Raw genomic sequence first — 24450 nt, 5'->3', positions numbered from 1 at the left:
TGCCGCTCCGGCTTGTCTATTGAATTGGCCGGGCGCTCGGGCCAAAGGATACGCCATGGCCGATCCCGTCCACGCCCTCGCCCGCGCATTCAAGGCGGCGATCACCGCCGCGTTCGGCGCCGAGCACGCCGCGGTTGATCCTTCCCTGCGCCGCTCCACCCACGCCGACTACCAGGCGAACGCCGCCATGGCGCTCGGCAAGCGCCTCGGCAGGCCGCCGCGCGAGGTCGCGGCGGCGATCGTGGCGGCGCTAGAGCTCGACGGGATCTGCCGGAAGGTCGAGATCGCGGGCCCCGGGTTCGTGAACCTGACGCTCGAGGACGCGTACCTCACGCGCGAGCTCGCCGAGACGGCGGGCGGCGGGCGGCTCGGGATCGCGCTCGCGGCCGAGCCTGAGACGGTGATCGTCGACTACTCGGGCCCCAACGCCGCGAAGGAGATGCACGTCGGCCACCTCCGCAGCACGATCATCGGCGACGCCCTCGCGCGCGTGCTCGAGGCGCTCGGCCACCGCGTGATCCGCCAGAACCACCTCGGCGACTGGGGCACGCCGTTCGGCATGCTGATCGAGCACATGCTCGACCTCGGCGAGGCCGCGGCCTCGCAGGAGCTCTCGGTCGGCGATCTCAACGAGTTCTACCGGCAGGCGCGCGCCAAGTTCGACGGCGACGCGGCGTTCGCCGAGCGCTCGCGCCGGCGGGTCGTGCGGCTGCAGGGCGGCGACGAGCAGACCCTCGCGCTCTGGCGGCAGCTCGTGCGCGAGTCGACGCGCTACTTCGACTCGGTCTACCGCCGCCTCGGCGTGACCTTGACCGACGCGGATTTTGCCGGCGAGAGCTTCTACAACCCGATGCTGCCCGACGTCGTCGAGGAGCTCGGTCGCAAGGGGCTGGCGCGCGAGAGCGAGGGCGCCCTCTGCGTCTTCCCGGCCGGCTTCACCGGCAAGGGCGGCGAGCCGCTGCCGCTCATCGTGCGCAAGCAGGACGGCGGCTACGGCTACGCCACGACGGATCTCGCGGCGATCCGCCACCGCCTCACGACGGTCGGCGCGCGCCGGATCGTCTATGTCGTCGGCGCGCCGCAGAGCCAGCACTTCGCGATGGTCTTCGCGACCGCGCGCGAGGCGGGCTGGCTCACCCCGCCGGCCCGGGCCGAGCACGTGGCGTTCGGCTCGGTGCTCGGGGCCGACAAGAAGATGTTCAAGACGAGGCGCAGCGAGACCGTGAAGCTCTCGGACCTGCTCGACGAGGCCCTGGAGCGCGCGGCGAAGGTGGTGCGGGAGAAGAACCCCGAGCTCGACGCCGAGGCCGGAGGCGCCGTGGCGCGGGCGGTCGGCGTGGGCGCGGTGAAGTACGCCGATCTCTCGAGCGACCGGATCAAGGACTACGTGTTCGACTGGGATCGCATGCTGGCGTTCGAGGGGAACACGGCGCCCTACCTGATGTACGCGCACGCCCGCATCCGCTCGATCTTCCGGAAGGCCGGCGTCGAGTCGCCGCGCGAGGCCGGGATCGTGCTGGGCGAGCCGGCGGAGCGGGCGCTCGTGCTGGAGCTGCTCCGGTTCGGCGCCGTGCTGGAGGACGTGGCGGCCACGCTCGAGCCGCACCGCCTGTGCGGTTACCTGTTCGAGCTCGCCGGGTCGTTCACGAGCTTCTACGAGCGCTGCCCGGTGCTCCGGGCCGAGAGCGACGACGTGCGCCGCTCGCGCCTCGCGCTCTGCGATCTGACGGCGGAGGTGCTGGCGAAGGGCCTCGGCCTGCTCGGGATCGAGGCGCCGGAGCGGATGTAGAGCGTCCGGCAGCGGCGCCCGACCCTGCCTGCGTCCGGCGATCGCGCATCCGCCTGAGGATGCGCCTCTGCCTGAGCTGCGCGTGCCTGCCCGCGCATTCGAACCGAGGTTGCGCTCGCCCGCTCGAGGTTGCGCGCGACGTCGGTCCGTTCTCTCTGGCAAAGTGCGGCATGATCGAACAACGGTTGGCTCTCCCCTGCGCCGGCATGGCCGTGATGGCGGTGCTCGCCGTCGCATTCGGGTGCTCCGCGGTGGGCGGCGCGTCCGCGCCGGGGGGCGGGGGAGACGGGCGCGAGGAGCCCTCGGGGACCATCGGCGAGGACGGCCCCGGCGGGCTCGATGAGCCGGGCGAGCCAGAGCTGGGCTCCGGTGACGCAATCCCCATCACCGATCCCAACGTGGACGGCGACGGGGACGGGTTCACGCCCGCGGAGGGCGACTGCAACGATGTTGATGGAAATGTGAATCCAGGCGCGATCGAGGTCGAGGTCACTGAGCCTGACGCGAACGGCCAGATCCCCGCGCCGGCGGACGAGGATTGCGACGGGGTGATCGACGACGTGCCGCCACCGTGCGACGAGGGCCTCTCGCTGGAGGACTTCGATCCGGCGAACGGGGCCAAGGCGATCGACCTTTGCGCCGTGGCGTCCCGCGAGGACAGGCGGTGGGGTGTGCTCTCCGCGAGGTATGTCCGCGGGGACGGCTCGCCTGCAGAGCGGTCGCCCGCGGTTGGCCTCTTCGATGGGTTCGGCCCCAACGTGCACGTGCAGGGCGGCGCGCGCCTGCTCGCGCTCTCGACGGGGAGCGCACGCCTTCCTGGCCACCCCGACGCCTGCTGGTCCGGGAGCTGCTCGAGCTACGGTCCCGGCACCGCGCCGCCCGGGTTCCCTCAGGACAACCCTTCCTGTCCTCCGTCCAGCTTCATCAACGACGACGTCGGCCTCGAGGTCGTCCTCCGCGCGCCGACGAACGCGACCGGCTACGAGTTCCTCTTCAAGTTCTATACGTTCGAATACCCGGAGTGGGTCTGCGAGGACTTCAACGATCAATTCGTCGCGCTGGCGACGCCCGCGCCTCCCGGATCGTACAACGGCAATCTCTCGTTCGACGGGGAGGGAAGGCCGGTCAGCGTCAATATCGCGTTCTTCGATGTCTGCGACGGATGTCCGCTCGGCTCGGGTGAGCTCGTGGGGACGGGGTTCAGCCCGCGCCGCGACGGCGGCACCCGGTGGCTCAAGACCCGCGCGCCGGTGCATGGCGGCGAGGAGATCTCGCTCCGGTTCATCCTGTTCGACACAGGCGACGATCGCTTCGACTCGACCGCGCTCATCGATGGCTTCCGCTGGATCGCGACCGGCGGCACGGTCAGCCTGGAGACGGTGCCCGCGGTCCAGTTCCTCTGAGGCGAGGGGCGCTCCTCCCCGCGCCGACGCCTCGTCGGCGTGCGGTAGCGAGGCCTGGTCGCCTCGCTGGGCGCTTCGGGCTACCGGCACGTCCGGCAGTCCCCCCCGCAATCCACGGCGAGCTCGCTTCCATTCAGGACCCCGTCGTCGCACGAGGGCGCCTGGCAGACACGCTCCCTGCACACGCCGGACCCGCAGTTCTCGCCGGTGAGGCACGCCTCGCCCGCGGGGCAGAGCGGGCACGAGCGCGTGCCGCAGTCGACGCCGGTCTCGAAGCCGTTCGCGACGCCGTCGACGCAGGTCGGAGCCTGGCAAACCCCCAGGCGACACACGCCCTCCTTGCAGTCGATGCCCGTCTCGCACGAGGCGCCGAAGCCGCAAGGCTTGCACGAGCCGCCGCAGTCGCGGTCGGTCTCTCCTTCGTCTCCATCGGTGACGTCATTGTTGCAGTGCGGGGGGATGCAGGCGTCCGCCGTGCAGGTCCAGCCCTTGAGGCACTCCTCGCAATTCCAGATCTGGATGACACCACCACTCCCCTCGCAGGAAAGGAAAAAAGGCGCCGTCAGCCCCAATGCAATGACGCGTCGAAGCATGGTGCTCGCTCTTCTCGTAGTTGATGGTCTGGTGACGATGACAGTACATCATGCACGGGCATCGAGGGCACCGATCTGGCTTTTTGCGCGCGGATTTATAGCATTCCGGACTGGTGGTCCGGATTGTCAAATAATCGACATGAAGAGGTGCTCGGCGTGCGAGCGCCCTGATCCGACGCGCGGAGATCGGACACGCAGAGATGGGACGTGCAGAGTAAGGCGGGTGAGGAGAGGGGAGGGGGGCTCATCCACCACGCGCCGCGCGAGAGGGGCCGCAGCGGCCGTTCTCTACGGATCGGCAGGAGCGCGCCGTTCGATGGCTCTCGCGCCCGACAGGACCGCACCGAGCGCGCCGGCTGGACGGCGATGGGAAGAAGGGGCTGTGATGGCGCCTGGGCTCCTTGATGGGGCGGCGCGCTCCGAGCGCGCGCCGCGTGGCGGGGCGGCGCGCTCCGAGCGCGAGGCGGCGCGCGTCGCGCTCAGGTGCGGGCGGCGGCGCGGCGCGCCGCGATGAAGGATCGCACGCAGAGGGCGACGTAGCCCGCCGAGAGGACGGCCATCACGGACTGGGCGATGACGGCCGGGGGGCGCGCCACGTCGCCGCCGGAGAGCAGCGTCGGCAGCTGGGTCAGGCCGCGGGCGGAGCCGAGGAAGCCGAGGACGCCGACCATGGCCGACGCGTGCATGGCGTGCATGCGGTACCTCTCCTGTCGCGCGAGCAGGCCGAGCCCGATCGCGACGACCCCGAAGCCGGCCGGGATGAGCGCCGTCGGCGCGCTCGTCGCCGCGAATCCGCCGACGCCGAGCGCTGTGAGCAGCGCTCCGTAGCCCATGGTCAACGTGGACATGCTCGACATGAAGAGCCTCCTTTTCTTTCGGAGGCCCGGGATACCGCGCCGGGCGCGCGTCCGCCACAGCATCCGCCCGCCCGCCCGCCCGCCCGACCGCGACCGCGGCCGCCCGTGGTCGTCGCGCTCGCGTCCCTCAGCCCTCGCGCCCTCGCGGGTCTTCGCGGGCGGAGCGCCGCGGCGTGGTTAGAATCCGCCGTCCATGCTCGGCCTCTCCCGCCTGCGGGACAGCTTTGCCTACACACCACGGACGCTCCAGCTCGTCTGGCGCTCGTCGAAGGCGGCGAGCGTCGCCCTCGGCGCGCTCACGCTCGCCGCGGCGGCGCTGCCGCTCGGGGTGGCCTACGTGGGAAAGGCGATCACGGACGCGGTGGTCGCCCGCGACGAGCGCGCGGCGCTCGTGTGGGTCTCGGTCGAGCTCGGCCTCGTGGCCGCGCTCGCGCTCGCGCAGCGCGGGCTCTCGCTGACGCGGCAGCTGCTCGGCGCGCGGCTCTCGATCGACATCCACGGGATGATCCTCGAGAAGGCGCTCTCGCTCTCGCTGGTCCATTTCGAGGACCCCGAGTTCTACGACCAGCTCACCCGCGCGCGCCGCGAGGCGTCGTCTCGCCCCGCCGCCGTCGTGACCGAGAGCTTCTCCCTCGTGCAGAACCTGATCACGCTCGCGGGGTACGCCGCGCTGCTCCTCGGGTTCAGCGCCCTCGCGGTGCTCGCGCTCGTGCTCGCGGCCGTCCCCGCCACGGTCGCCGAGGCGCGCTTCTCCGGCGCGGCGTTCCGCCTCCGGAACTGGCGCTCTCCCGAGGCCCGCCGGCTCAACTACCTGGAGTACGTGCTCGCCAACGACGGCCACGCCAAGGAGGTGAAGCTCTTCGGGCTCGGGCCGACCTTCCTCGAGCGGTACAAGGCGCTCGCGGCGTCGTTCTACCGGGAGGACAGCGCCCTCGCGGTCCGCCGCGCCGGGTGGTCCTATGGCCTGTCGCTCCTCGGCACCGCGGCGTTCTACGGCTGCTATGGCGCCATGGCGGCCGGCGCCGCGGCGGGGCGCCTCTCGCTCGGCGAGATGGTCCTTTACGTCGCCGCCTTCCGGCAAGGCCAGCAGGCGTTCCAGGCCGTGCTCGCCGGCGTCGGCGGCATGTACGAGCACAACCTCTACATGTCGAATCTCTTTCAGTATTTGTCCATCCCGACCGGCGAGCCGCCCGCGCCGCCGGCCGGCCGCGCAGACGCGCCTGCGCCCCTGCCGGCCGACGGCGCGCGCGACCGGGGCGTGCGGTTCGAGGGGGTCGGCTACCGGTATCCTGGACAGTCGCGCTGGGCGCTCCGGGGGATCGATCTCCACATCCCGAGCGGTCAGAGCCTGGCGCTCGTCGGGCACAACGGCGCCGGAAAGACCACGTTCATCAAGCTGCTCGCGCGCTTGTACGAGCCCACCGAGGGGCGAATCCTGCTCGACGGCAAGGATCTCCGCGCCTGGGAGCCCGACGCGCTCCGCCGGAGGATCGGTGTCGTCTTTCAGGACTTCAACCAATACCAGCTCACGCTGCGCGAGAACGTCGGGCTGGGCAGCGTCGAGCACCTCGCGGACGAGCCGCGCGTCGCGCGCGCGGTCGCCGAGGGCGGCGCCGACGAGGTCGTGACGGTCGTGCCCGGGGGCCTCGACGCGCAGCTCGGGCGCTGGTTCAAGGGCGGCGTCGAGCTGAGCGGCGGGCAGTGGCAGAAGGTTGCGCTCGCGCGCGCCTTCATGCGCGAGCAGGCCGACATCCTCGTGCTCGACGAGCCGACCGCGGCGCTCGACGCCGAGGCCGAGCACGCGGTCTTCCAGCGGTTCAGGTCCTTGTCCAAGGGGCGGACGACCATCGTCATCTCTCACCGCTTCCCGACCGTGCGCATGGCCGACCGCATCGTCGTGCTCGACGGCGGGCGCATCGTCGAGGAGGGCACCCACGACGAGCTCGTCGCCCGTGGCCAGCGCTATGCCCGCATGTTCGCGCTGCAGGCCGAAGGGTACCTGTAGCGCCGCCGGCGCGGCGCGTTCGGTACGCCGGCGAGCGGGCGCGCTCCTCACGCGGGGCGGCCTGCCTTCTCGGGGGCTCGGGCGAGCTCTGCCTGCTAGGCTCGCGCTCATGCGCGACACGCTCCCCAAGGAGGTCGGCCAGGCGGTCCACATCCTCCGGTTGCTCCGTGGGCTCAGCATGCAGGAGTTCGCGGAGCGGGCGCAGCTCTCGGCCACGTACCTGCGGCAGGTCGAGCGCGGCGAGCGGGATCTCGGGCTCGGCGCCCTCGGCCTGATCGCCCAGGGGCTCCAGTGCGAGCCGCGCCTCCTGCTCCCGGGCGACGGGCGCAGCCCTGTCGCGTCCATCGTGGCAGAGCGCTTTGACCAGGCCGAGGAGGCGCTCCAGAGCGCGATCCTCTTTCTGCTCATGGAGCCTGACGACTCACCGAGAAAGCAAGCAATGCTCGCCCTCGCCAGCGAAGATCCGGAGCGCGCACGCCCGGCAGCTCCGCCCAAGTCGCCCCGCCCGGAGCGCGCTTTTTCAGGGCGTATTACTCCGCCGTCGAGCCGTCGTTCCGGAAAGTGATAGACCCGCCTCGCGCGCTCCGTGGCGCCGGTCCGCGCTGGCGACGGCTTCCGCGCGCCTGAGACCTCTGTTACTGTCTCCGCCAACCGATGTTCCCCGCGCCGTGTCCGGGGGTGTCATGGACTCGAACCTCGTGCCGGAGGTCCGACGCAGTGAGCAGAATCTTTTGGGCTGATCCAACACCGCAGCCAACATCGAAGAACGCGCGCCGCGCCGTCCTCTCCTTCCAGCGCGCGAGGCCTGAATCCTCCGTGCCCGTCGCGCGGATCGAGGCGGAGGGGCCATGGTGATCCTCGGGCAGGAGTTCGCGGGGTACACCATCGTCGCGAGCCTCGACTCTCCCGCTCCGGCGGAGGCGTATCGCGCGCTCGACGCCGATGGCCGCGAGGTGACGCTCTATGTCCAGGAGGGCATGGGCATCGACGCCGATGCGTTCCGCGGCGCGCTGGAGAGGCTCCTCTCGCTGTCTGCGCGGGTGCACGGCATCGTGCCTGTGATCGCGGGCGGGATGGAGGGAGATGCGGGGTGGATCGCTGCCCGGCAGAGCGACGATCCCTCGGTGGAAGATCTGCTGCCCCGGCTTCGCTCCGTCGCGTACGAGCTCGTCGTCGACGTCGCGCGGACGCTGGGCGCCGCGCACGCGCTGGGGCTCTCGCACGGGGATCTCGGCCCGCACACGGTGGTGATCACCGGTCAGGGCGCCGCTGTCCTGAGGGCGTTCGGGCTGCACCTGCCGTTCGGGGCGCCCGAGGACGCCATGGCGGATGCGGCGCGGTACCGGGCGCCGGAGCTCTTCAACGATCCGCATGCTCGCGCGATCGATGAACGAACCGACGTCTACGGGCTCGGGATGCTGCTGTACTGCCTCCTCGGGGGGCAGCGCCCGTTCGACGGCCGCGACGATCTGGATGTGTGCGCGCTCGACGAGGTGCCGCCGCCGCTCGAGGGGGTGTCGGCCCAGGTGAACGAGGCGCTGACCCGGGCGCTCGCGAAGGACCCTGACGCGCGGTTCCAGACGGTCCACGAGCTCATGGCCGCCGTGCGGCCGCTGCTCGTGGGCGCGGCGCCGCTCGCGGGGGGCGCTCCGCCGCCGAGGGGGCCGCGCCCGCAAGCTGCGGCCGCCCCGTCGCTGCAGGAGTCGGCGCCAGATACGGAGCGGAGCGTGCCCGCTCCGGTGTCCCGCAACACGCTGCCCACCGGGACCCTCCCTCCGGAGGCCATGCGGCACCCCGTCGTCGAGATCGCCGCGCCGCGCTCGCGCAGCAACGTCCTGCTGGCCGGCGGAGCGCTGCTGCTCGTCGCGCTGACGAGCGCCGCCGTCGCGGTGCCGTTGAGCTCGTACATCGCCCGACATGGGATGCCGCCCCCACCCGCTGGGCCGCCGGCTCACGTGAGTGACTCACATCACAATGAGCCGACAGCTTCCCCGATGCAGTGCGATCCCGGCGCCTCCGAGGCGGCGGGTTCTGCCGTGGAGGCGCCGGCGACGAAGTCCGGGGTGACGCGCCGTGCTGAGCCCGCCCCGCTGGTCGCGACTCCCGCCGTGGAAGCCAAGGGTAGCCCCGGGCAACCGTGGTACGGCGACCAGCTGTTCTAAGGCAATCCCACAGGTCCGGTAGCAAACGACACCCCGGCGGATTGGGGCCGCCGGGGTGTCTACGCCGCAGACCTCGTGCCGGAGGCCTGGACGCATGGCTAGCCTACTCAAAGCATTGCCTCGATCGATCGTATTTTCTCGCATCGAGGACAATTTTTCTTCGATTGCCAGCGGAGCCGCCTTTCCGGCCGGATTTGGGAGGGCGGGCGGGGCGAGTTGCCGGGCGGTGAACCGACCGAGGTTGAGGGCGGGGCGCCGACCGACGGGTGAACCGACCGAGGTTGAGGGCGGGGCGCGGGCGCCGACCGAAGTTGGGGATGCCGGCGAGCGAGGATGCTGAACCGCAAGCCCGAGGACGCGGTCGGCCCTCAGGCTCCCCTCGGCTCACCGCGATCGCTCAGCGGAGCTCGTTCCCCGGGAGCGGCTGGAACACGTTTGCCCGGTACCACCTGAGCTCCTCGATCGACTCGCGGATGTCGTCGAGCGCGCGGTGGATCTCGCGCTTCTTGGGCGCGGCGCGCAGCGGATACCAGCGGCGCACGAGCTCCTTGAGCGTCGAGACATCCACGATGCGGTAGTGCAGGAAGGAGAGGAGCTCCGGCATGTAGCGCTGCAGGAAGGCGCGGTCCTTCCACACGGAGTTGCCGCACAGCACGGCCGTCCCCTTGTCACAATGCGCCTCGAGGAACGCGCGCGTCTCGGACTCCGCGTCGCCGACCGAGAGCGTGGACGCGCGGATGCGCTCGAGGAGCCCCGAGCGCTCGTGGAGATCGCGGACGAAGTCGCTCATTCCCGCGAGGACGCTCTCCGGCTGGTGGATGACGAGGCACGGCCCCTCGGCGACCACGGTCAGGTCGGGCTCCGTGACGATGGTCGCGATTTCCACGATCGCACACGAGCTCTCGTCGAGCCCCGTCATCTCGAGATCGACCCACACCATGCGCTGCGACCGGTCCGTCATCGGCGGCGAGCATAGCCGATCCGCGCCGGCTCAGGTCCACCGAGACCCGACGCGACCAGGCTGCCCCGGGAACGGGCGGTGTGCTAAGCACGGGCCGGACATCGGGCTCGGAGGCCTGTCATGCGAGACGTCTTCATCGTGGATGCCGTTCGCACGCCGCGCGGGCGCGGCAAGGCGGGCAAGGGAGCGCTCTCGGGCGTGCACCCTCAAGAGCTCCTCGCGCAAACGCTCAATCGCCTCGCCGAGAAGACCGGGATCCGCAAGCAGGACGTCGAGGATGTGGTCGTCGGGTGCGTGACCCAGGCGGGCGAGCAGGGCGCGTGCATCGCGCGCACCGCCATTCTCGCGGCCGGCTGGCCGGACGCAGTGACCGGCGTGACCGTCAACCGCTTCTGCGGCTCGGGCGCGCAGGCGGTGAACTTCGCGGCGATGGGGGTCATGTCCGGCCAGCAGGAGGTCGCCGTCGGCGGCGGCGTCGAGAGCATGTCGCGCGTGCCGATGGGCTCGGACGGCGCGCCCCTCGACGGGAACAATCTCGCCCTCCGCAAGAAGCTCGCGATGGTCCCGCAGGGCATCTCGGCGGACCTCATCGCCACGATCGAGGGCTTCTCGCGCGAGGACGTCGACCGCTTCGCGCTGGAGAGCCAGCGCAAGGCCGAGCGGGCCGCGGGCGAGGGGCGCTTCGCGAAGAGCCTCTTCACGGTCGTCGATCTCGACGGCAAGCCGCTGCTCGACAGGGACGAGCACCCGCGGGCCGGGGCGACGATGGAGGCCCTCGCGAAGCTCGAGCCGGCGTTCGGAAGCCTCGGGTCGACGCCGATGGGCCCCGCCGGCGAGACCGTGGATGCGCTGGCGCTGGCGCGCTATCCGCAGGTGGCGTCGATCCGGCACGTCCACACGGCGGGCAACTCGAGCGGCATCGTGGACGGGGCGGCCGTCGTGCTGCTCGCGTCCGGCGACTACGTGAAGGCGCACGGGCTCGCCCCGCGGGCGAGGATCCGCGCCACGGCGACGGCCGGCGCCGAGCCGGTGATCATGCTGACGGCCCCTGCGCCCGCGTCGGAGCGAGCCCTCAAGAAGGCGGGCATGCAGGCGCGCGACGTCGATCTCTGGGAGATCAACGAGGCGTTCGCGGCGGTGCCGCTGCAGACGGCGCGCAAGCTCGACATCGACCTCGACCGCGTCAACGTGAACGGCGGCGCGATCGCGCTCGGGCACCCGCTCGGCGCGACCGGGGCCTGCCTGATCGGGACGGCGCTCGACGAGCTCGAGCGCGCCGGCAAGGCGACCGCGCTGATCACGCTGTGCATCGGCGGAGGGATGGGCGTGGCGACCATCCTCGAGCGGGTGTGAGCCGCTCCGGCGCGGCGATGGGGGTGCGCGACGATCACGGGAGCGCCTCGGACGAGCACCAGCACGGGCGCGGCGCTCGGCGCGGCGAGGGGCACGATCACGGGCATCACCATGCCCCGGGTCACGACCACGACCACGATCACGACCACGGCGACCCGCAGCACCACGACCACAGCCACGATCTCCGGCACGCGCCGCTCCGCCGGCTGATCGCGGCGTTCGCCCTCACGGCGTCGTTCCTGGTCGTCGAGGCGGCGGTCGGGTGGTGGTCGAAGAGCCTCGCCCTGCTGGCCGACGCGGGCCACATGCTCGCGGACGCCGCGGCGCTCGGCATCGCCATCATCGCCCAGCGCATCGCGGCGCAGGCGCGGACGCGCGAGCGGACGTACGGCTTCCGGCGCGCGGAGGTGCTCGCGGCCTTCGCCAACGGCGTCGCGCTGGCGCTGACGGCGATCTGGATCTTCATCGAGGCGGCCCACCGCTGGCGCGCGCCCCAGGCGGTGCACGCCGAGGCGCTGGCGATCACCGCGGCGCTGGGGCTGCTCGTGAACGTGGTCGCGGCGCTGCTGCTCTCGACCGGCGAGCACGGGCACAACATCAACACGCGGGCCGCGCTGGCGCACGTGCTGTCGGACGCGCTCGGCTCGGTCGGCGCCATCGCTGCGGGCGTGCTCATCCTCGCCTTCGGCTGGACGCGGGCCGATCCGGTGATCAGCGCGGCCATCGGCGCCCTCGTGCTCTGGGGCGGCTGGCGGCTCGTGCGGGACACGTCCCGCGTGCTCATGGAGGGCAGCCCGATCGAGATCGATCTCGCCCACGTCGAGGACACCATCCGGAGCGTGCCCGGCGTCGTCGACTTCCACGATCTGCACGTCTGGTCGATCTCCGACGGCTTCAACGTGCTCACCGTGCACGTCGTCCTCGCCAAGGGGCACCACGGCACGAACGTGGCCGCCGCGGTGGCCCGGCGGCTGCGCGAGAAGCACGCGCTCACCCACTGCACGATCCAGCCGGAGCCGCTCCAGGAAGAGCTCCTGGTGACGCTCAGGCGGCCGGGCGGCGGGGCGCCGGGCGGGGACGGGCCCGCGGGCGACCGGAGCGGCGCGTAGGGCCCTACCGGGACAGGCCCTTCGCCCGCGTCAGACCCCGCACTCGACGTTGCCGCGCTGGAGCGCCGTGAGGCGCGAGTCGCCGAGCGCCTCGGCCTCGGCGAGGAGCCACCGGAACATCGCGTTCGCGATCACCCGCTCCTTGCGCGTGTTGAACAGCCAGACGGCCGCGTGGCACACGTCGGCGTGCAGCTTGGGGAACGCGAGGCGGCGGAACTCCCCGCCGACGAGCACCGCCGCGGCCTCGTACTGAGCGCGCAGCGACGTCCACTCGCGCCACTCCGAGAGCGCCGGGAGCTCGCGCCGCTCGTCGACGCGGCGGCGCAGGGCGTCGCACGCGATCTCCACCTCGGACAGGAGCTCGTCGCGGAGGCGCCGGCGCGTGCGGCCGATGGTCGCGCCGAGGTCGTCCCACGCTGCGCGCGGCACGCGCGCCGCGCGCAGCGTCGCCGCGAGGTCCTCCTCGACCGCGTGCGCCAGCGGGCCGAGCGCCGCCTGCGCCCCCGAGGCGCCGAGCGACGCCGCCCGCTCGCGGAGCTCGGCCTGCGCGCGCTCGTCGTCGAGCGCCGCGTCCCACGCGCCGCCGAGCCGCCTCAGGTCGTCGCCCGAGACCTGGCCCCGGGGCCGGAGCAGCAGCGCGGCGTGGAGCAGCACCGCCCGGCTCCACAGATCTCCCTCGGCGACCTTCGCGGCGCAGGGCTCGGGCGCCTCCGGCTCCGGGCGCGGCGCGCCCGCGCCCGCTGCCAGGGCCCGGCGCACGAGCGGGAGCGTGGCGCGGCGGCGGGGCGCGATGAGCCATCGGAGCCAGAGCCCGAGCGCCCCCGGCGCGGGCGCCTCGCCGAGCAGCCGCGCCGCGACGGCGCCGAGCAGCGACAGCGCCCGGCCGCCGCTCACACACGCGTATCCGCTCACGGCCCCCCAGTCGCCGCGGGAGGCCGCCTCGGCTGCGAGCCAGCCCGCGGCGATGCGGCGGGCCTCGTCGGGGCAGGCGCGCTCGTCCAGGCCGGCGACGCTGTCGAAGAGCGCCCGCGCGCCCTCCACGTCGCCGCGGTGCGCCGCGAGCATCGCGCCCGCGGCGATGCCCGCGCCGCGCAGCGGAGCGGCGCTCGCCGAGGAGGGCGCGGGCGCCGCGCCGACGCGCTCGATCCGCTCGCTGACCCAGGCCTCCACCGCGGCGTCCGGCTTCCGCGCGCGGCAGAGCGCCCACGCGGCCGCGAGCGCCGCGCCGCCGCGCCGGTCGGCGCGAAAGGCCCCGTCCGACAGCGACGCGACGAAGTACGCGGCGCGCGGCAGCCCGAGCGGGATGAGCGCGTGGCGAGCGAAGGACCAGGGCGCCATGAGCAGCGCGAGCGGCGCGAGCGGCACCGCGCACCAGAGCTGACCCCCGGCGAGCGCGAGCGCGAGGAGGAGCGCGATCGGCGCGAAGACGAACAGCACGACGACGTTCCAGAGGCCCACGCCGAGCATCTGGGGGCGCGGCGCCGCCCCGGGCGAGGCCCTCCGCGCGGCCGCCTCGCTGATCACCCGCACGAGGATGGCGAGCACCAGGAGGCCGCCCCAGCTCATCGTGCCCTCCAGCCGAGCGCGGACAGCGCCTCGGGCCACGGCGCTCGCGGATCCTCCCCGGGCGGCTCCGGCGGCGGCAGCTCGCCGAGGTCGTCGTCGAGATCGTCCTTCGGCGGCGGCCTCGGGTCGAGCCGCGCCCAGACCTCGTGCGCCAGGCGGCGCTCCGGGTCCCGCAGCGCCGCCATCGCCTGCCGCACCTTGTCGGCCGTCCGCGCGCCGGGGCCGACCGGCGTCGGGTACGCCGCGGCGCTCGCCAGCTTGAGCTCGAGCATCCCGAGCAGCTTCTGCCCCTCGCGCTCGATCTCTGCGCGGCTCGCGCTCGGACGCAGCCCGAGCACGTAGAACGGGTTGTCGCGGATGCGGCCGAGCGCGTCGTCCATCACCGCACCCCCGACTCGTGGCCGAGCCTGCGCTTCTGCGCGTCGACCGGCAAGAGGCGCCAGAGCTCCTCGGTGATCGTCCTGAGCGCCGCCGTGTCGCCGCGCTCCGCCGCGCCGCGCCCGTCGCGCACGAGCCGCTGCGCGCGGACCAGATCCGAGGCCTGGTGCGCCTCGGAGGCGGCGTCCTCGAACATCCACACCCACGCCTTCGGGTGGCGCTGGAACGCCGCGCTGCTCAGGTTGCGGACCAGCCGGAGCTGCCGCTGCAGCTCGACCTGGTTCTTCTCGGCGCGCGCCCGCGCAACGCCCTGCGCGGCCTCCTCGAGGAGCGCCTTCTCGGTGCTCGATCCGAGCTGCGAGATCCACGTCGACGCGCTCGCGACGGCGGCCTGGGCCTCGGCGTCGAGCTCCGGCCAGCGCTTGTCGGCCTCGGCCTGCTCGAGCAGGACGTCGAGATCGAGCAGCGCGCGCCGCGCCTTCTGCCCCGCGTCGGCGTCGCCGCCGCGCGCCGCGGCGGCGTCGCGCTCCACCTCGGCGAGCGCGCACTCCACGTAGGTGACCTTGCCGAGCGCGTGCGGCGCGTCCCTGCGCAGGGCGGCCTCGCGCACCGCGGCGAGCCGCTCGCGCATGGCGGCGATCGAGGCGTCGAGCACCTCCGGCGCCGCCTCGGGGACGAGGAGGTGCGCGACGCGCTCGAACACGAGCCCCTGCGACGGGATCAGCGCGCGCGCCGAGAGGTGCCCGCCCCGATCGAGCTCGAGCGTCAGCTCGATCGCCGAGCCCGCGGGCAGGGTCGCGGTGAGCCCGCTCCCGTCGATCTCGAGCGTCCCGACCACGCGGCAGAGGTGGGCGACGTCGAGCTCGCCCTGCACGACGGGGATCTTCAGCACGCACGCGCTGGAGCCCTTCGGGACGCTCTCCACGCTGTGGTGCACGAACGTCCGCCGGGCCGGCAGCGGCGCGCCCCGCTCGAAGTAAACGCGCACCGAGTTGTCCGCGAGCGCGACCCCGATCGTGCGCGACAGCGGCGGATCGCCGATCGTGAGCCCCTGGACGATCGTGATCGCCTGCGGGTGCACCGGCACCCGCGCGCCGCCGGCCGCGCTCGCCTCGATGTTGAACACGTTCGGCCGGCGCGGCAGCAGGTCGACGGTCACCACGAACGCCCCCTCGGCGTCGAGCGGCGCCTCGGCGCTCGTCCACCCGTCGCCCTCACGCGTGAGCCGGATCCGCTCGGGCGCGGCCCCCGGCCCCTCCATGACGCGGCCGACCACGTGGGGCGTGAGATCGCTCGACATGGCCGGATACTGGAGCCACAGCCGGCGACCCTCCTCCTTGGGCCGCGCGCCCGAGGAGGAGGCCCGCGCGTCGAGCCCCGCCGTCGCCGCGTAGATCGCGGCCCCCTGCGCGACGAGCGTCATCGGATCGAGCCCCTCGCCGAAGGGCGCGCCGAGCGCGTCCCGGACGCGCTCGCGCAGCGCCGGCATCACCGTCGGCCCGCCCACGAGCACGACGCGCGCGAGCTGCGACGCATCGAGCCCGTGCGCCGCGAGCAGCCGCCGGCAGACCTCGACCGAGCGGTCGATGATCGGCGCGCAGAGCGCGTCGAGCGTGGACCTCTGCAGGACCAGGTCGACGTCGACCGGCGCGCCGTCCACCTCGAACGCCGCGGGCACCGCGAGCGCCGCCTCGTCGGCGCGGGTGAGCTCGATCTTGATCTCCTCGACCGCGAGCTTGAGCTTGCGGAGCGCGGCGGCGTGCCGCGGGTCGGCGCGGCTCACGGTGACGCCCTGGGTGCGCGCGATCTCGGCGAGCGCCCAGTCGACGATCGCCCAGTCGAAATCGCGACCGCCGAGGAAGTTGTCGCCGTCGTGCCCGACGACGCGCAGCAGCCCGTCGCGCGTCTCGAGCAGGGAGACGTCGAACGTCCCGCCGCCGAGGTCGTAGACGAGCCAGCTGCCCGTCGACTCCTCGACCGTCCAGCCGGCGGCCAGCGCCGAGGCCACCGGCTCCTGGATCAGCTCGACGCGCTCGAACCCCGCGCGCCGCGCCGCTTCCGACGTCGCCGCGCTCTGGGGCAGCTCGAAGAGCGCAGGCACGGAGATCACCGCCGAGGCCGGCAAGACCCCGAGGTGCTCCGCGACGTCGGCGCGCAGGGAGCGCAGCACCTCGGCGGCGAGCTCCTCGGGCTTCTTCGCGACCTTCGCCGCCGCGAAATCGATCGGCTGGGCCGTCCCCATCAGCCGCTTGAACTCCGCGCGGGTGTTCTGCGGATCGCTCTCGAGGAACCGGCGCGCGCGCGCGCCGACCGTGATCGTCCCGCGCGCGTCGATCCGCACCACGCTCGGGGTGAGCGTCGCGCCCTGGGAGTTCCGGACGAGGGTGACCTTCTCGCCGTCGAAGGCGGCCGCGGTCGAGTTCGTGGTGCCGAGGTCGATGCCGACGTAAAGCGGGCGTGCAGCCATCGCTCGCAAGGATACACGCGCGGCACGGCGGCCGCCCGGCGAGGCATGGAACACGCCCGGCGAAGCCGCTGGCGCGCGGCGGGCGCCCGCCCGCTCGCCGCGAGGCGCGTCCGCCCTCGGGGTACGGGAACAGCGTACGTCAGCGCAGCGCCGCGGCGTCCGCGGTCACCCTGCGAACAGCTGCGTCACCCAGACCCGGCCGGTCGGGTCGCGCACGACCGCCACGCCGGTCCTCCGGTAGCGCCGGTCGAGCAGGTTGCCCCGGTGCGACGGGCTCGCCCAGATCGCGCGGTGCGCTCCCTCGGTCGTGCCCGAGCTGGCCACGTTCTCCCCCGCGATCGTCGCCTCGTACCCGGCCGCCCTGAGGCGCGCCGCCGGATCGCCCGAGCCCACGTCGTGGCCCACCATCTTCGCCTTGATCATCTCCTCGGAGTGCGCCCGCGCCAGCGCGGAGAGCGCCGCGTCGCGCGCGAGCGCGGGCAGGCGCTCCGACGCCCGCGCGGCGTTCATCATCCGCAGCATCGCATCCTCGCCGCCCTGCGCCCCCTTCGCGGCCTCCTCGCCCGGCGCCGCCGCGCGGACGAACCGGCCCGGCGGAGCGCTCCCCGCGAAGATCATCGCCTCCAGCACGGGCCTCGGCCCGGTCGACACCGTGGCCAGCACCTGCACGAGCCAGCTCCCCGGCTGGTCGACCGCGAAGCTCGAGCGGAGCCGCGCGCCCGACAGGGAGCTCAGCACCGTCTTGGGCGCGCCCCGCGGTCCCAGCAGCACCACCTTCGCCGCGGTCGCCGGGACCCGCATCGTCCCTTCGAGGGTCACCCATTGCCCTACCCGCGCGGTCGTCGGCAGCGGCGACAGATCCGCGAGCGCGTCCACCCCGATCGCGGACACGATCACCGTCCCGTCCGGCTTCCTCGCCTGGGCCACCCCACATCGCCGCACCCCGAGGGAGGTCCACCCCGAGAGCCACCCGTCGATCCGCGCCCCGATCTCCGCCGGCCCGAGCCCTCGGCCGGAGATCGACCATCCCCTCGGCCAGGCGTGCGGCGCGCCGGCGGCGCGCAGCGTGAACGCCAGCTCGTCGGGCGGCATGATCTCCCCGCCCTGGAGCTGCCGCTCGACGTTGCGCTGGGCGACCGCGGCGAGCGCCGTGTCCGCGCTGCCGCAGTGCGCCGCGAGCGCGGCGATCTCCGGCGAGACCGCCTTGGGGGGCTGTGGCGAGCGCGTCGTCGCCTCCCACGTGAGCGCCGGCGGCTCCGCTGCCGCCGCGGCCGCGGAGGCGAGCGCCGCGCCGAACACCCCGCTGGCCCACCATGACCGCATTCGACTCGGCTAGCAGCTTTCCCGCCCCGGCGCTCGTTCACCTGCGTCGCCGCGAAAGCCGCGCGGTCCCGCGGGCGGCTCGTGCTACCGTGGCCGTCGCGCAGCATGGCTGAGGTCTCCAAGGCCGCGAAGGTCGGCGTGATGACGATCGTGCTCGCGGGCGCGGCCTACGGCGGGTACCGCTTCGTCTCGCGCGACATCGGCGGCGGGAACGGCTACCGCGTCTGGGCCACGCTGCCCGACGCGATCGGCGTGTCGCCGCAGTCGCGGGTGATGATCTCGGGCATCCAGGTCGGCGTCGTCGACAAGATCTCGCTCTACAACGGGCAGGCGCGCATCGACATCAAGATGAGCCCCGACGTCCCGCTCTACGAGGACGCGGCCATCGGCAAGCGCGCGACGAGCCTCATCGGCGAGTCGTTCGTCGTGCTCTCGCCCGGCACCGAGGGCAAGCCGCGCATCCCCGACGAGGGGAGGGTCCTCTATTACATCGACGAGCCGACGATCCAGTCGATGCAGGGGCAGGTCTCCGAGATCCTGAAGGACGTCAAGACCGTCACCGAGACGCTGAGGAACACCGTCGGCTCCGAGGGCGGGCAGGAGCGGCTCGCGCAGATCCTCGACAACCTCGCCGAGGTCACCGAGCAGATGAACGCGACCGTGCGCGAGAACCGCGCGGGCGTCACGGAGACCATCAACAACATCAACCAGATCACGGGCGACTCGGGCCCGCGCCTGAAGGAGATCCTGCGCAACGTCGAGCAGGTGACCCGCGACATCCGCACGATGACGGCCGCGGCCGAGGTGCCCGGCCGGAACGGGCAGCCCGGGGAGCTCCGGAGCGCCGCAGAGCGCGTGGGTCGCGCGACCGAGAGCCTCGAGTCGGCGCTGAAGCACGTCGACAGCGTCGCCGCGCGCGTCGACCGCGGGGAGGGGACGCTCGGCCGCATCACCCGGGACGAGACGCTGATCAACGAGGTAGAGACGGTCGTCGAGAACGTCGGCGAGCTCGTCGGCGGGCTCAGCCGGTTCCAGACGGTGGTCGGGCTGCGGACCGACTACAACTTCCTGGCGAACACCATCAAGAGCTACGTCGAGCTCAGGCTCCAGCCGACGGAGGACAAGTACTACGTCGTCGAGCTGGTGAACGACCCGCGCGGCAAGACGGACTTCCAGCAGATCGACGTCGACACGACCAACCCGAACGAGCCCGCGCACTACCGCGAGGTCCGCACGATCACGACGAACGCCTTCCGGTTCTCGTTCCAGTTCGCGAAGCGGCTCGGCCCCTTCACGGGCCGGTTCGGCATCAAGGAGTCGACGGGCGGCCTCGGCCTCGATCTCCACCTGCTCGACGATCGGTTCGAGCTCCGCCAGGACCTCTTCGGCTTCGGCGAGGAGCTGTCGCCGCGCTGGCGCGTCGCGCTCGCGTACGAGTTCATCCGGAAGCTGTGGCTGCTCGGCGGGATGGACGACATCCTGAACGCCGATCGCCGGGATTACTTCATCGGCCTGCAGCTCCGGTTCAACGACGCGGACCTGAAGACGGTCCTGCCCTTCGCTCCGTCGGGCTTCTGATCGCGCTCCCGCCCTCTCGGCGCGGCCCCGGAGGTGCGCCCGAGCCCCTGTGCTATAGCGCGAGCATGAAGCGCTCGCTTCTTCGCGGAGTGCGTCGCGGATACGCGCTCTTGATCCCCTTCGTCGCGATCTCCGCGGCGGCCTTCGCTTCGGCCTGTCAGGGGTGCAAGCTCCCTGCGACGGCCGCCGTGAGCGCGGACGCGGACGTGGACGCGAACGTGAACGCGAACAAGCCGACGGTGCGGCTCTACGTGCTCAGCACCGTGGCGGGCGCGCTGGAGCCGTGCGGCTGCACGAAGGATCAGCTGGGAGGCATCGACCACCTCGCCGCCTTGATCGAGGCCCAGCGCGGCGAGGCCCCGGATCGGCTCGTGGTCGGCGCGGGGCCGATGCTCTTCACGGACCCCGAGGTGAAGCCGGAGCGCTCCTCGCAGGACGCGTGGAAGGCCGAGGCGATGGCGCTGGCGGCGAAGGAGATCGGGCTGACGGCGTGGGCGCCTGGCGAGAACGACTGGGCGCTCGGCGCGGAGGCGCTCGGCAGGTACCAGGCGCAGTCCGGGGCGGCGCTGCTCGGCAAGAACCTCGAGGGCGCGCAGGGCGTCCAGGGCGTCGTCGTGCGCGACGTCTCCGGCGTGAAGGTGGGCCTCATCGGCGTGAGCGACCCGAAGGGCCGCGCCGGCGCCTACCCCGAGGGCGTCAAGGCCGGCCCGGCGATCGACGCGATGAAGGCGGGCGTCGAGGAGGCGAAGAAGCAGGGCGCGAGCGTCTTCGTGGGGCTCGCGGCGCTGCCCAGGGGCGAGGCGCTGCGGCTCGCGGACAACGTGCCGGAGCTGCACGTGCTGGTGCTCGGCAAGCCGAGCGAGCGCGGCGACGGCAACGACGGCCCGAAGCCGCCGGAGATCATCGGGTCGACGCTGGTCGTGGAGACGCCGAACCACCTCCAGTCGGTGGCGGTCGTGGATCTCTTCGTTCGAGGCGGCGGCAGCGGCCCGCTCGTGTTCGCCGACGCGGGCGGCGTCGCGAAGGCCGGGGAGCTCATCAGCCTGTCGGAGCGCATCCGGGAGCTCGAGATCCGCCTCAACGGCTGGGAGGGCGACAGGCGGGTGGCGGCGAAGGACGTCGAGGCGCGGAAGGCGGATCTCGAGAAGCTCCGGGCCGAGAAGGCGCAGCTCGAGGCGGCGGAGACGAAGGTGACCGGCAGCTTCTTCCGCTACAGCTCGGTCGAGGTGCGCGAGAAGCTCGGGGCCGACAAGGACGTCGCCGGGCAGCTCCTCGCCTATTACAAGCGGGTCAACGATCACAACAAGCAGGCCTTCGCGGATCGCGTCCCCGAGAAGCCGGCGAAGGGCGAGGCCAGCTACATCGGCATCGACGCCTGCACGAACTGCCACGACGAGGAGCGCAAGGTCTTCGACGGCACCGCGCACGCGCGGGCCTACGCCACGCTGCAGCAGGATTTCAAGGAGTTCAACCTGGACTGCGTGAGCTGTCACGTGACCGGGTACGGCAAGCCGGGCGGCTCCACGGTGACGCACAACGCCTCGCTGCAGAACGTGCAGTGCGAGGAGTGCCACGGCCCCGGCTCGCTTCACGCGAAGGATCCCGAGAAGAAGGGGCTCATCGTGCTCTCGCCCCCGCCCCAGAGCTGCGTCACGCAATGTCACCACCCGCCGCACGTGGAGGGCTTCGAGCCCGTGTCCAAGATGCAGCTCATCCTCGGCCCCGGGCACGGCAGGGACTGAAGGAGGGGGGCGCGGCGGCGGCCCTCTCCCGCTGGTTCTTCTGGTTCTGGGCTGCGGCATTCCCGCGCCGTTTCGATCGCGCTACGGAATGCGCCTGTGACGAACGTCCACGCCGTCGTCTCCCGCCTGGGCCCGGTCGAGAGCGCGATCCTTGCGGAGCTCACCGCGGGCGCGCCGCCGTTCGCGGTGCACCGCCGCGCCGCGCTGAGCTCGACGCTCCGCTACCTGGAGGGCGGCGGCGGCTCGCCGGTGGTCCTCCTGCATGGCCGCGGGAACGCCGCGACGACGTGGTTCCCGCTGCTCCCCGAGCTCGCGCGGCGCCACCGCGTCGTCGCGGTGGATCTTCCCGGCTTCGGTCACGCGTCGTCTCCGCCCTTCGAGGGCGGAGGTTTCGAGGAAGGCCTCCGCTTCTTCGCCGATCCCGTGGAGGAGCTCCTCCTAGAGCTGGATCTCGGCGGCGCCGCCCTCGTCGGCCACTCCCTGGGCGCGCTGGTCGCGGCGGAGATCGCGCTCCGCAAGCGCGCGCGCCCGCGGAAGCTCGTGCTCATCGGCGCGATGGGGGTCGGTCCCGTCATGACCGCGTGGAGCCGCGCCTATTTCCGCGCCCCGCCGGAGCGCCTGGTGCGGGTGCTCGGCCCCGCGCTCTTCCGCCGCCTCCGTCCGCCGCGGCCGACCCCGCTCGGCGAGCGTCTGGCCGCCTTGCACGGCGAGTTTTACGCCGTGCCCGACGGCCGGGTCGCGCCCGTCGCCGCGTTCAACGCGCTGTTCCCCGCCCTCGGCGCCGTTCCCCATCGCCTCCCGCGGCTCGGCGAGATCGACGTGGAGACGCTGGTGCTCTGGGGCGAGCGCGACGACGTGTTCCCGGCGCCGATCGGCATCGCCGCGGCCGCGGCGATCCCGCGCGCCACGCTGCACATGGTGCCGCTCGGGCACGCGCCCCACCTGGAGGATCCGGCGCTCGTCCTCCCGGCGCTCACCGCGTTTCTCTCGGCCGGAGCAGCGCCCTCCGCGTAGCCCGTCTGGGCGCCATGACACGGCCGTGCCCTCCAGGAAGGGCCGGTGGGTGTCCAGGAACCGGGAAACGGCGTCCAGGAACGCCAGCGCGCCCCTGTCGAGTCCAGGGCCGCTCAGTGCACGCCGCCGACGAGCCACGCCTGCGCCGGGACGAGCACCTCTTCGGGCGAGCCTCCGCCCTGCGACGCCGGGCCGGTCGCGCTGCCGTCTGCCATCGGCGTCATGCGGAACCCGTGGTCGCCGAACACGAGCAGCAGCGTCCGCGGCGGCAGGCTGGCCATGAACCGCGCGATCACGTCGGCGACCTCCTCCGCGATGGCCTCGATCCGCTCGGCGAACGGCGGCCCGGCGGCGCGCAGGCGCGCCTCCACGAGGTCGAGCTTCATCAGCTCGCGCGACCCGACCCGCTCGCGCCGCAGCGTCGCGACCGCGCGCCCGCGGGCGATGGCGGGCTCCGCCTCGCTCGGGGGCATCGTCTCGCGGAGGCCGTCCGGCCCTCGGGCGAGCAGCGAGATCTGCGCCGTCGTCGTCGGCGGCAGCGCCGCCCAGAGGAGCGATCGCTCGACCAGGATGGCCCGATCCACCAGGATCTCCTTCAGGTGCGCGGCGACCCGCTCGCCGAGATCGAAGCGCATCGCGTCCACGAGCAGGAGCTTCACCCCGCGCGCCCCGTTGAGCCGGGCGATGCGGGCGGCGATGTCCGGGGCGTCGAACACCATGGGCGGCCGCTTGCCGGTCACGCGCAGCGCCGAGAACGCCTCCCGGTAGCTGTGCTCGAAGCTGGTCCTCCAGCTGTCGACCACGCCGCGCACGGCAGCGTCCGTCTCACCGGCGAGCGTCGCGCCGAGCAGCGGCGTGTAGTGGGTCGCGAACAGCTGCTCGATGACCCGGACCGGCTTCGGGCCGCGGGCGTTGTCGAGCTCGACGGCGAGCGCGCGCCACTCCGCCGCGCTGAGGATCCGGTCGCGCGGCGCCTTCCGCTCCCGCCGCGCCTGCGGGGGCGCGTCGGCGTCCGCCTGGGCTCCGTCGACGTTTGGCGCGTTCGGCGCGCTCGGCGCGGCCTCGTGCGCCCCTCGCGGCGGCCTGAGCGTCATCGCTGCGCCGCGCTCCTCGTGCGGCGCCCCCGGCTCGGCGGCCGGCGCGCCCGGCGCGCCGCTGGCGGGCGCCATCGCGGCCGTCTCGTCCGTGGCCGGCGGCGTGCTCGCGCCCGGCGCCCGCGCCGCGACGGCGCTTCTCCCGGCGACGGCCGCCGGCGCGTCCGCGCGGCGGATCCTCGAGGAGCGGGGGGGCAGCACGCCGCGCAACCGCCCGTCCGTCCGCCCTTCGGCGGAGGCGGGCGACGCCGGCGCTCCGTGCGCTTCGGGGGCCGTCGGCTTGGCCTCGTGCGCCTCGTCCGGGGCTGTCGGTCCGGCCTCGTGCGCCTCGTCCACGGCTGTCGGCCTCGCCGGGAGCGCCTCGACCGGGGCTCTCGCGCCGGCGCTCGGCTGCGCCGGCCCGACGGGGCGCTCCTCCCCGCGCGCCGCGAGGCTCCGCGCCTGCCCGCGCGGGGACATGGCGGAGACGCCGCCGTACCCGTCGCGCGTGCTCCTCTCGACGAGGTCCGCGAGGGGCACCGGCGCGAGCACCTGCGCGGACCTGTCATCCGCGTCGAAGACGAGGGCGAGGGGCGCCTCGCGCGCCGCGCCGAGCCAGGCGAGGAGCGTCGCGCTGTCGTCCGGGTGGAGCGCGCGCGGCGAGGCTGAGCGCCCGCCCGCGAGGCGCGGAAGGGCGACGGCGAGGCCCGCGGCGCCGAGCGCCCTGGCCCGGAAGATCTGGTCAGCGATCACCACCTCGACCGGCGCGCCTTCCTGGACCCGCGGCGGCAGCGCGCCGCGCAGGGCCAGCGCGAGCTCGACGGCCTCCTCGATCGTCGCGCGGAGCTGCCCGTCGGGCGCCGCCGGGGCGCTCGCCCAGAGGAAGCGCTGCGACCTGAGCTCGCGCTCGGAGTCGGCGCCCTGCCCGCTCGGGGCGAAGCGGGCCGTGCCGCACGGGGGCGCAGGGGGGGACGTCGGTCGGCCCTCCTCGGAGGCGGAGTCGAGGCGGGAGACAGGATCGAGGCGCATCGCGCGGGACCCTCGCAGAGCTCGCGGAAATGGGCCAAGTTTCGGCGA

General features: G+C 73.4%; 18 protein-coding genes. 10 read left to right on the top strand and 8 right to left on the bottom strand.

Annotation, left to right across the window (positions count from 1 at the left end; genetic code table 11):
* Positions 1-55 precede the first annotated feature (55 nt).
* Positions 56-1789 (top strand): arginine--tRNA ligase, encoded by a 1734-nt coding sequence (gene argS, locus WMF39_RS41785; protein WP_437742017.1) that lies wholly within the window; start codon positions 56-58, stop codon positions 1787-1789.
* Positions 1790-1959: 170 nt separating this feature from the next.
* Positions 1960-3192: a choice-of-anchor L domain-containing protein gene (locus WMF39_RS41780; protein WP_437742016.1), complete on the top strand. Its 1233-nt coding sequence runs from the start codon at positions 1960-1962 to the stop codon at positions 3190-3192.
* Between the two features lie 80 nt (positions 3193-3272).
* Here WMF39_RS41780 and WMF39_RS41775 read toward each other — a convergent pair whose 3' ends face one another.
* Together WMF39_RS41775 and WMF39_RS41770 are read right to left on the bottom strand one after the other, a co-directional pair.
* Positions 3273-3785 carry a hypothetical protein gene (locus tag WMF39_RS41775; protein ID WP_437742015.1) on the bottom strand — a complete coding sequence of 171 codons (513 nt, stop codon included), beginning with the start codon at positions 3783-3785 and terminating at the stop codon, positions 3273-3275.
* 479 nt (positions 3786-4264) lie between these two features.
* The gene (locus tag WMF39_RS41770; RefSeq protein WP_437742014.1) at positions 4265-4642 is read right to left on the bottom strand and encodes a hypothetical protein; all 378 of its coding nucleotides are present in this window, start codon (positions 4640-4642) and stop codon (positions 4265-4267) included.
* 193 nt (positions 4643-4835) lie between these two features.
* On the opposite strand from WMF39_RS41770, the gene WMF39_RS41765 reads away from it, so the two are divergent.
* The 3 genes from WMF39_RS41765 (at position 4836) to WMF39_RS41755 (ending at position 8809) form a co-directional block, all read left to right on the top strand.
* Positions 4836-6647, top strand: coding sequence for an ABC transporter ATP-binding protein (locus tag WMF39_RS41765; protein WP_437742013.1), 1812 nt, complete (start codon positions 4836-4838; stop codon positions 6645-6647).
* A 109-nt stretch (positions 6648-6756) separates the two neighbouring features.
* Positions 6757-7212 carry a helix-turn-helix domain-containing protein gene (locus WMF39_RS41760; protein ID WP_437742012.1) on the top strand — a complete coding sequence of 152 codons (456 nt, stop codon included), beginning with the start codon at positions 6757-6759 and terminating at the stop codon, positions 7210-7212.
* Between the two features lie 283 nt (positions 7213-7495).
* Positions 7496-8809 (top strand): serine/threonine protein kinase, encoded by a 1314-nt coding sequence (locus tag WMF39_RS41755; protein WP_437742011.1) that lies wholly within the window; start codon positions 7496-7498, stop codon positions 8807-8809.
* A 397-nt stretch (positions 8810-9206) separates the two neighbouring features.
* On the opposite strand, the gene orn is transcribed toward WMF39_RS41755, so the two are convergent.
* On the bottom strand, positions 9207-9770 hold the full coding sequence (gene orn / locus WMF39_RS41750) for an oligoribonuclease (RefSeq protein ID WP_012240261.1): 564 nt from the start codon (positions 9768-9770) through the stop codon (positions 9207-9209).
* Between the two features lie 120 nt (positions 9771-9890).
* Between orn and WMF39_RS41745 the strand changes: the two genes are divergently transcribed.
* Both WMF39_RS41745 and WMF39_RS41740 read left to right on the top strand, forming a co-directional pair.
* Entirely contained in the window at positions 9891-11123 is a 1233-nt protein-coding gene (locus tag WMF39_RS41745; RefSeq protein WP_437742010.1) for an acetyl-CoA C-acetyltransferase, read from the top strand.
* Positions 11120-12232, top strand: a complete 1113-nt coding sequence (locus WMF39_RS41740) for a cation diffusion facilitator family transporter (RefSeq protein WP_437742009.1) — start codon at positions 11120-11122, stop codon at positions 12230-12232. Before WMF39_RS41745 ends, WMF39_RS41740 begins: the two co-directional genes overlap by 4 nt.
* A 30-nt stretch (positions 12233-12262) precedes the next feature.
* On the opposite strand, the gene WMF39_RS41735 is transcribed toward WMF39_RS41740, so the two are convergent.
* From WMF39_RS41735 to WMF39_RS41720, 4 genes are all read right to left on the bottom strand, one after another.
* Positions 12263-13798, bottom strand: a complete 1536-nt coding sequence (locus WMF39_RS41735; protein WP_437742008.1) for a hypothetical protein — start codon at positions 13796-13798, stop codon at positions 12263-12265.
* Positions 13795-14178 (bottom strand): hypothetical protein, encoded by a 384-nt coding sequence (locus WMF39_RS41730; RefSeq protein WP_437742007.1) that lies wholly within the window; start codon positions 14176-14178, stop codon positions 13795-13797. The genes WMF39_RS41735 and WMF39_RS41730 overlap by 4 nt, the downstream gene beginning before the upstream one ends.
* The gene (locus WMF39_RS41725) at positions 14178-16643 is read right to left on the bottom strand and encodes an Hsp70 family protein (RefSeq protein WP_437742006.1); all 2466 of its coding nucleotides are present in this window, start codon (positions 16641-16643) and stop codon (positions 14178-14180) included. The genes WMF39_RS41730 and WMF39_RS41725 overlap by 1 nt, the downstream gene beginning before the upstream one ends.
* Before the next feature lie 165 nt (positions 16644-16808).
* The gene (locus WMF39_RS41720; protein WP_437742005.1) at positions 16809-17966 is read right to left on the bottom strand and encodes a CAP domain-containing protein; all 1158 of its coding nucleotides are present in this window, start codon (positions 17964-17966) and stop codon (positions 16809-16811) included.
* A gap of 105 nt (positions 17967-18071) precedes the next feature.
* Between WMF39_RS41720 and WMF39_RS41715 the strand changes: the two genes are divergently transcribed.
* From WMF39_RS41715 to WMF39_RS41705, 3 genes are all read left to right on the top strand, one after another.
* Complete coding sequence (locus WMF39_RS41715) at positions 18072-19544, top strand: MlaD family protein (protein ID WP_437742004.1); 1473 nt, start codon at positions 18072-18074, stop codon at positions 19542-19544.
* Positions 19545-19609: 65 nt separating this feature from the next.
* On the top strand, positions 19610-21286 hold the full coding sequence (locus WMF39_RS41710; RefSeq protein ID WP_437742003.1) for a multiheme c-type cytochrome: 1677 nt from the start codon (positions 19610-19612) through the stop codon (positions 21284-21286).
* A gap of 96 nt (positions 21287-21382) precedes the next feature.
* Positions 21383-22300, top strand: a complete 918-nt coding sequence (locus WMF39_RS41705) for an alpha/beta fold hydrolase (RefSeq protein ID WP_437742002.1) — start codon at positions 21383-21385, stop codon at positions 22298-22300.
* A gap of 113 nt (positions 22301-22413) precedes the next feature.
* On the opposite strand, the gene WMF39_RS41700 is transcribed toward WMF39_RS41705, so the two are convergent.
* Positions 22414-24402 (bottom strand): hypothetical protein, encoded by a 1989-nt coding sequence (locus WMF39_RS41700; RefSeq protein WP_437742001.1) that lies wholly within the window; start codon positions 24400-24402, stop codon positions 22414-22416.
* Between the last annotated feature and the right edge of the window lie 48 nt (positions 24403-24450).

It is taken from the genome of Sorangium sp. So ce1504, assembly GCF_051521635.1.
GTDB classification, from domain to species: domain Bacteria; phylum Myxococcota_A; class Polyangia; order Polyangiales; family Polyangiaceae; genus Sorangium; species Sorangium cellulosum_B.
Note: the sequence above shows the minus strand (reverse complement) of the source record. Positions and strands in the feature narration are given on the sequence as shown.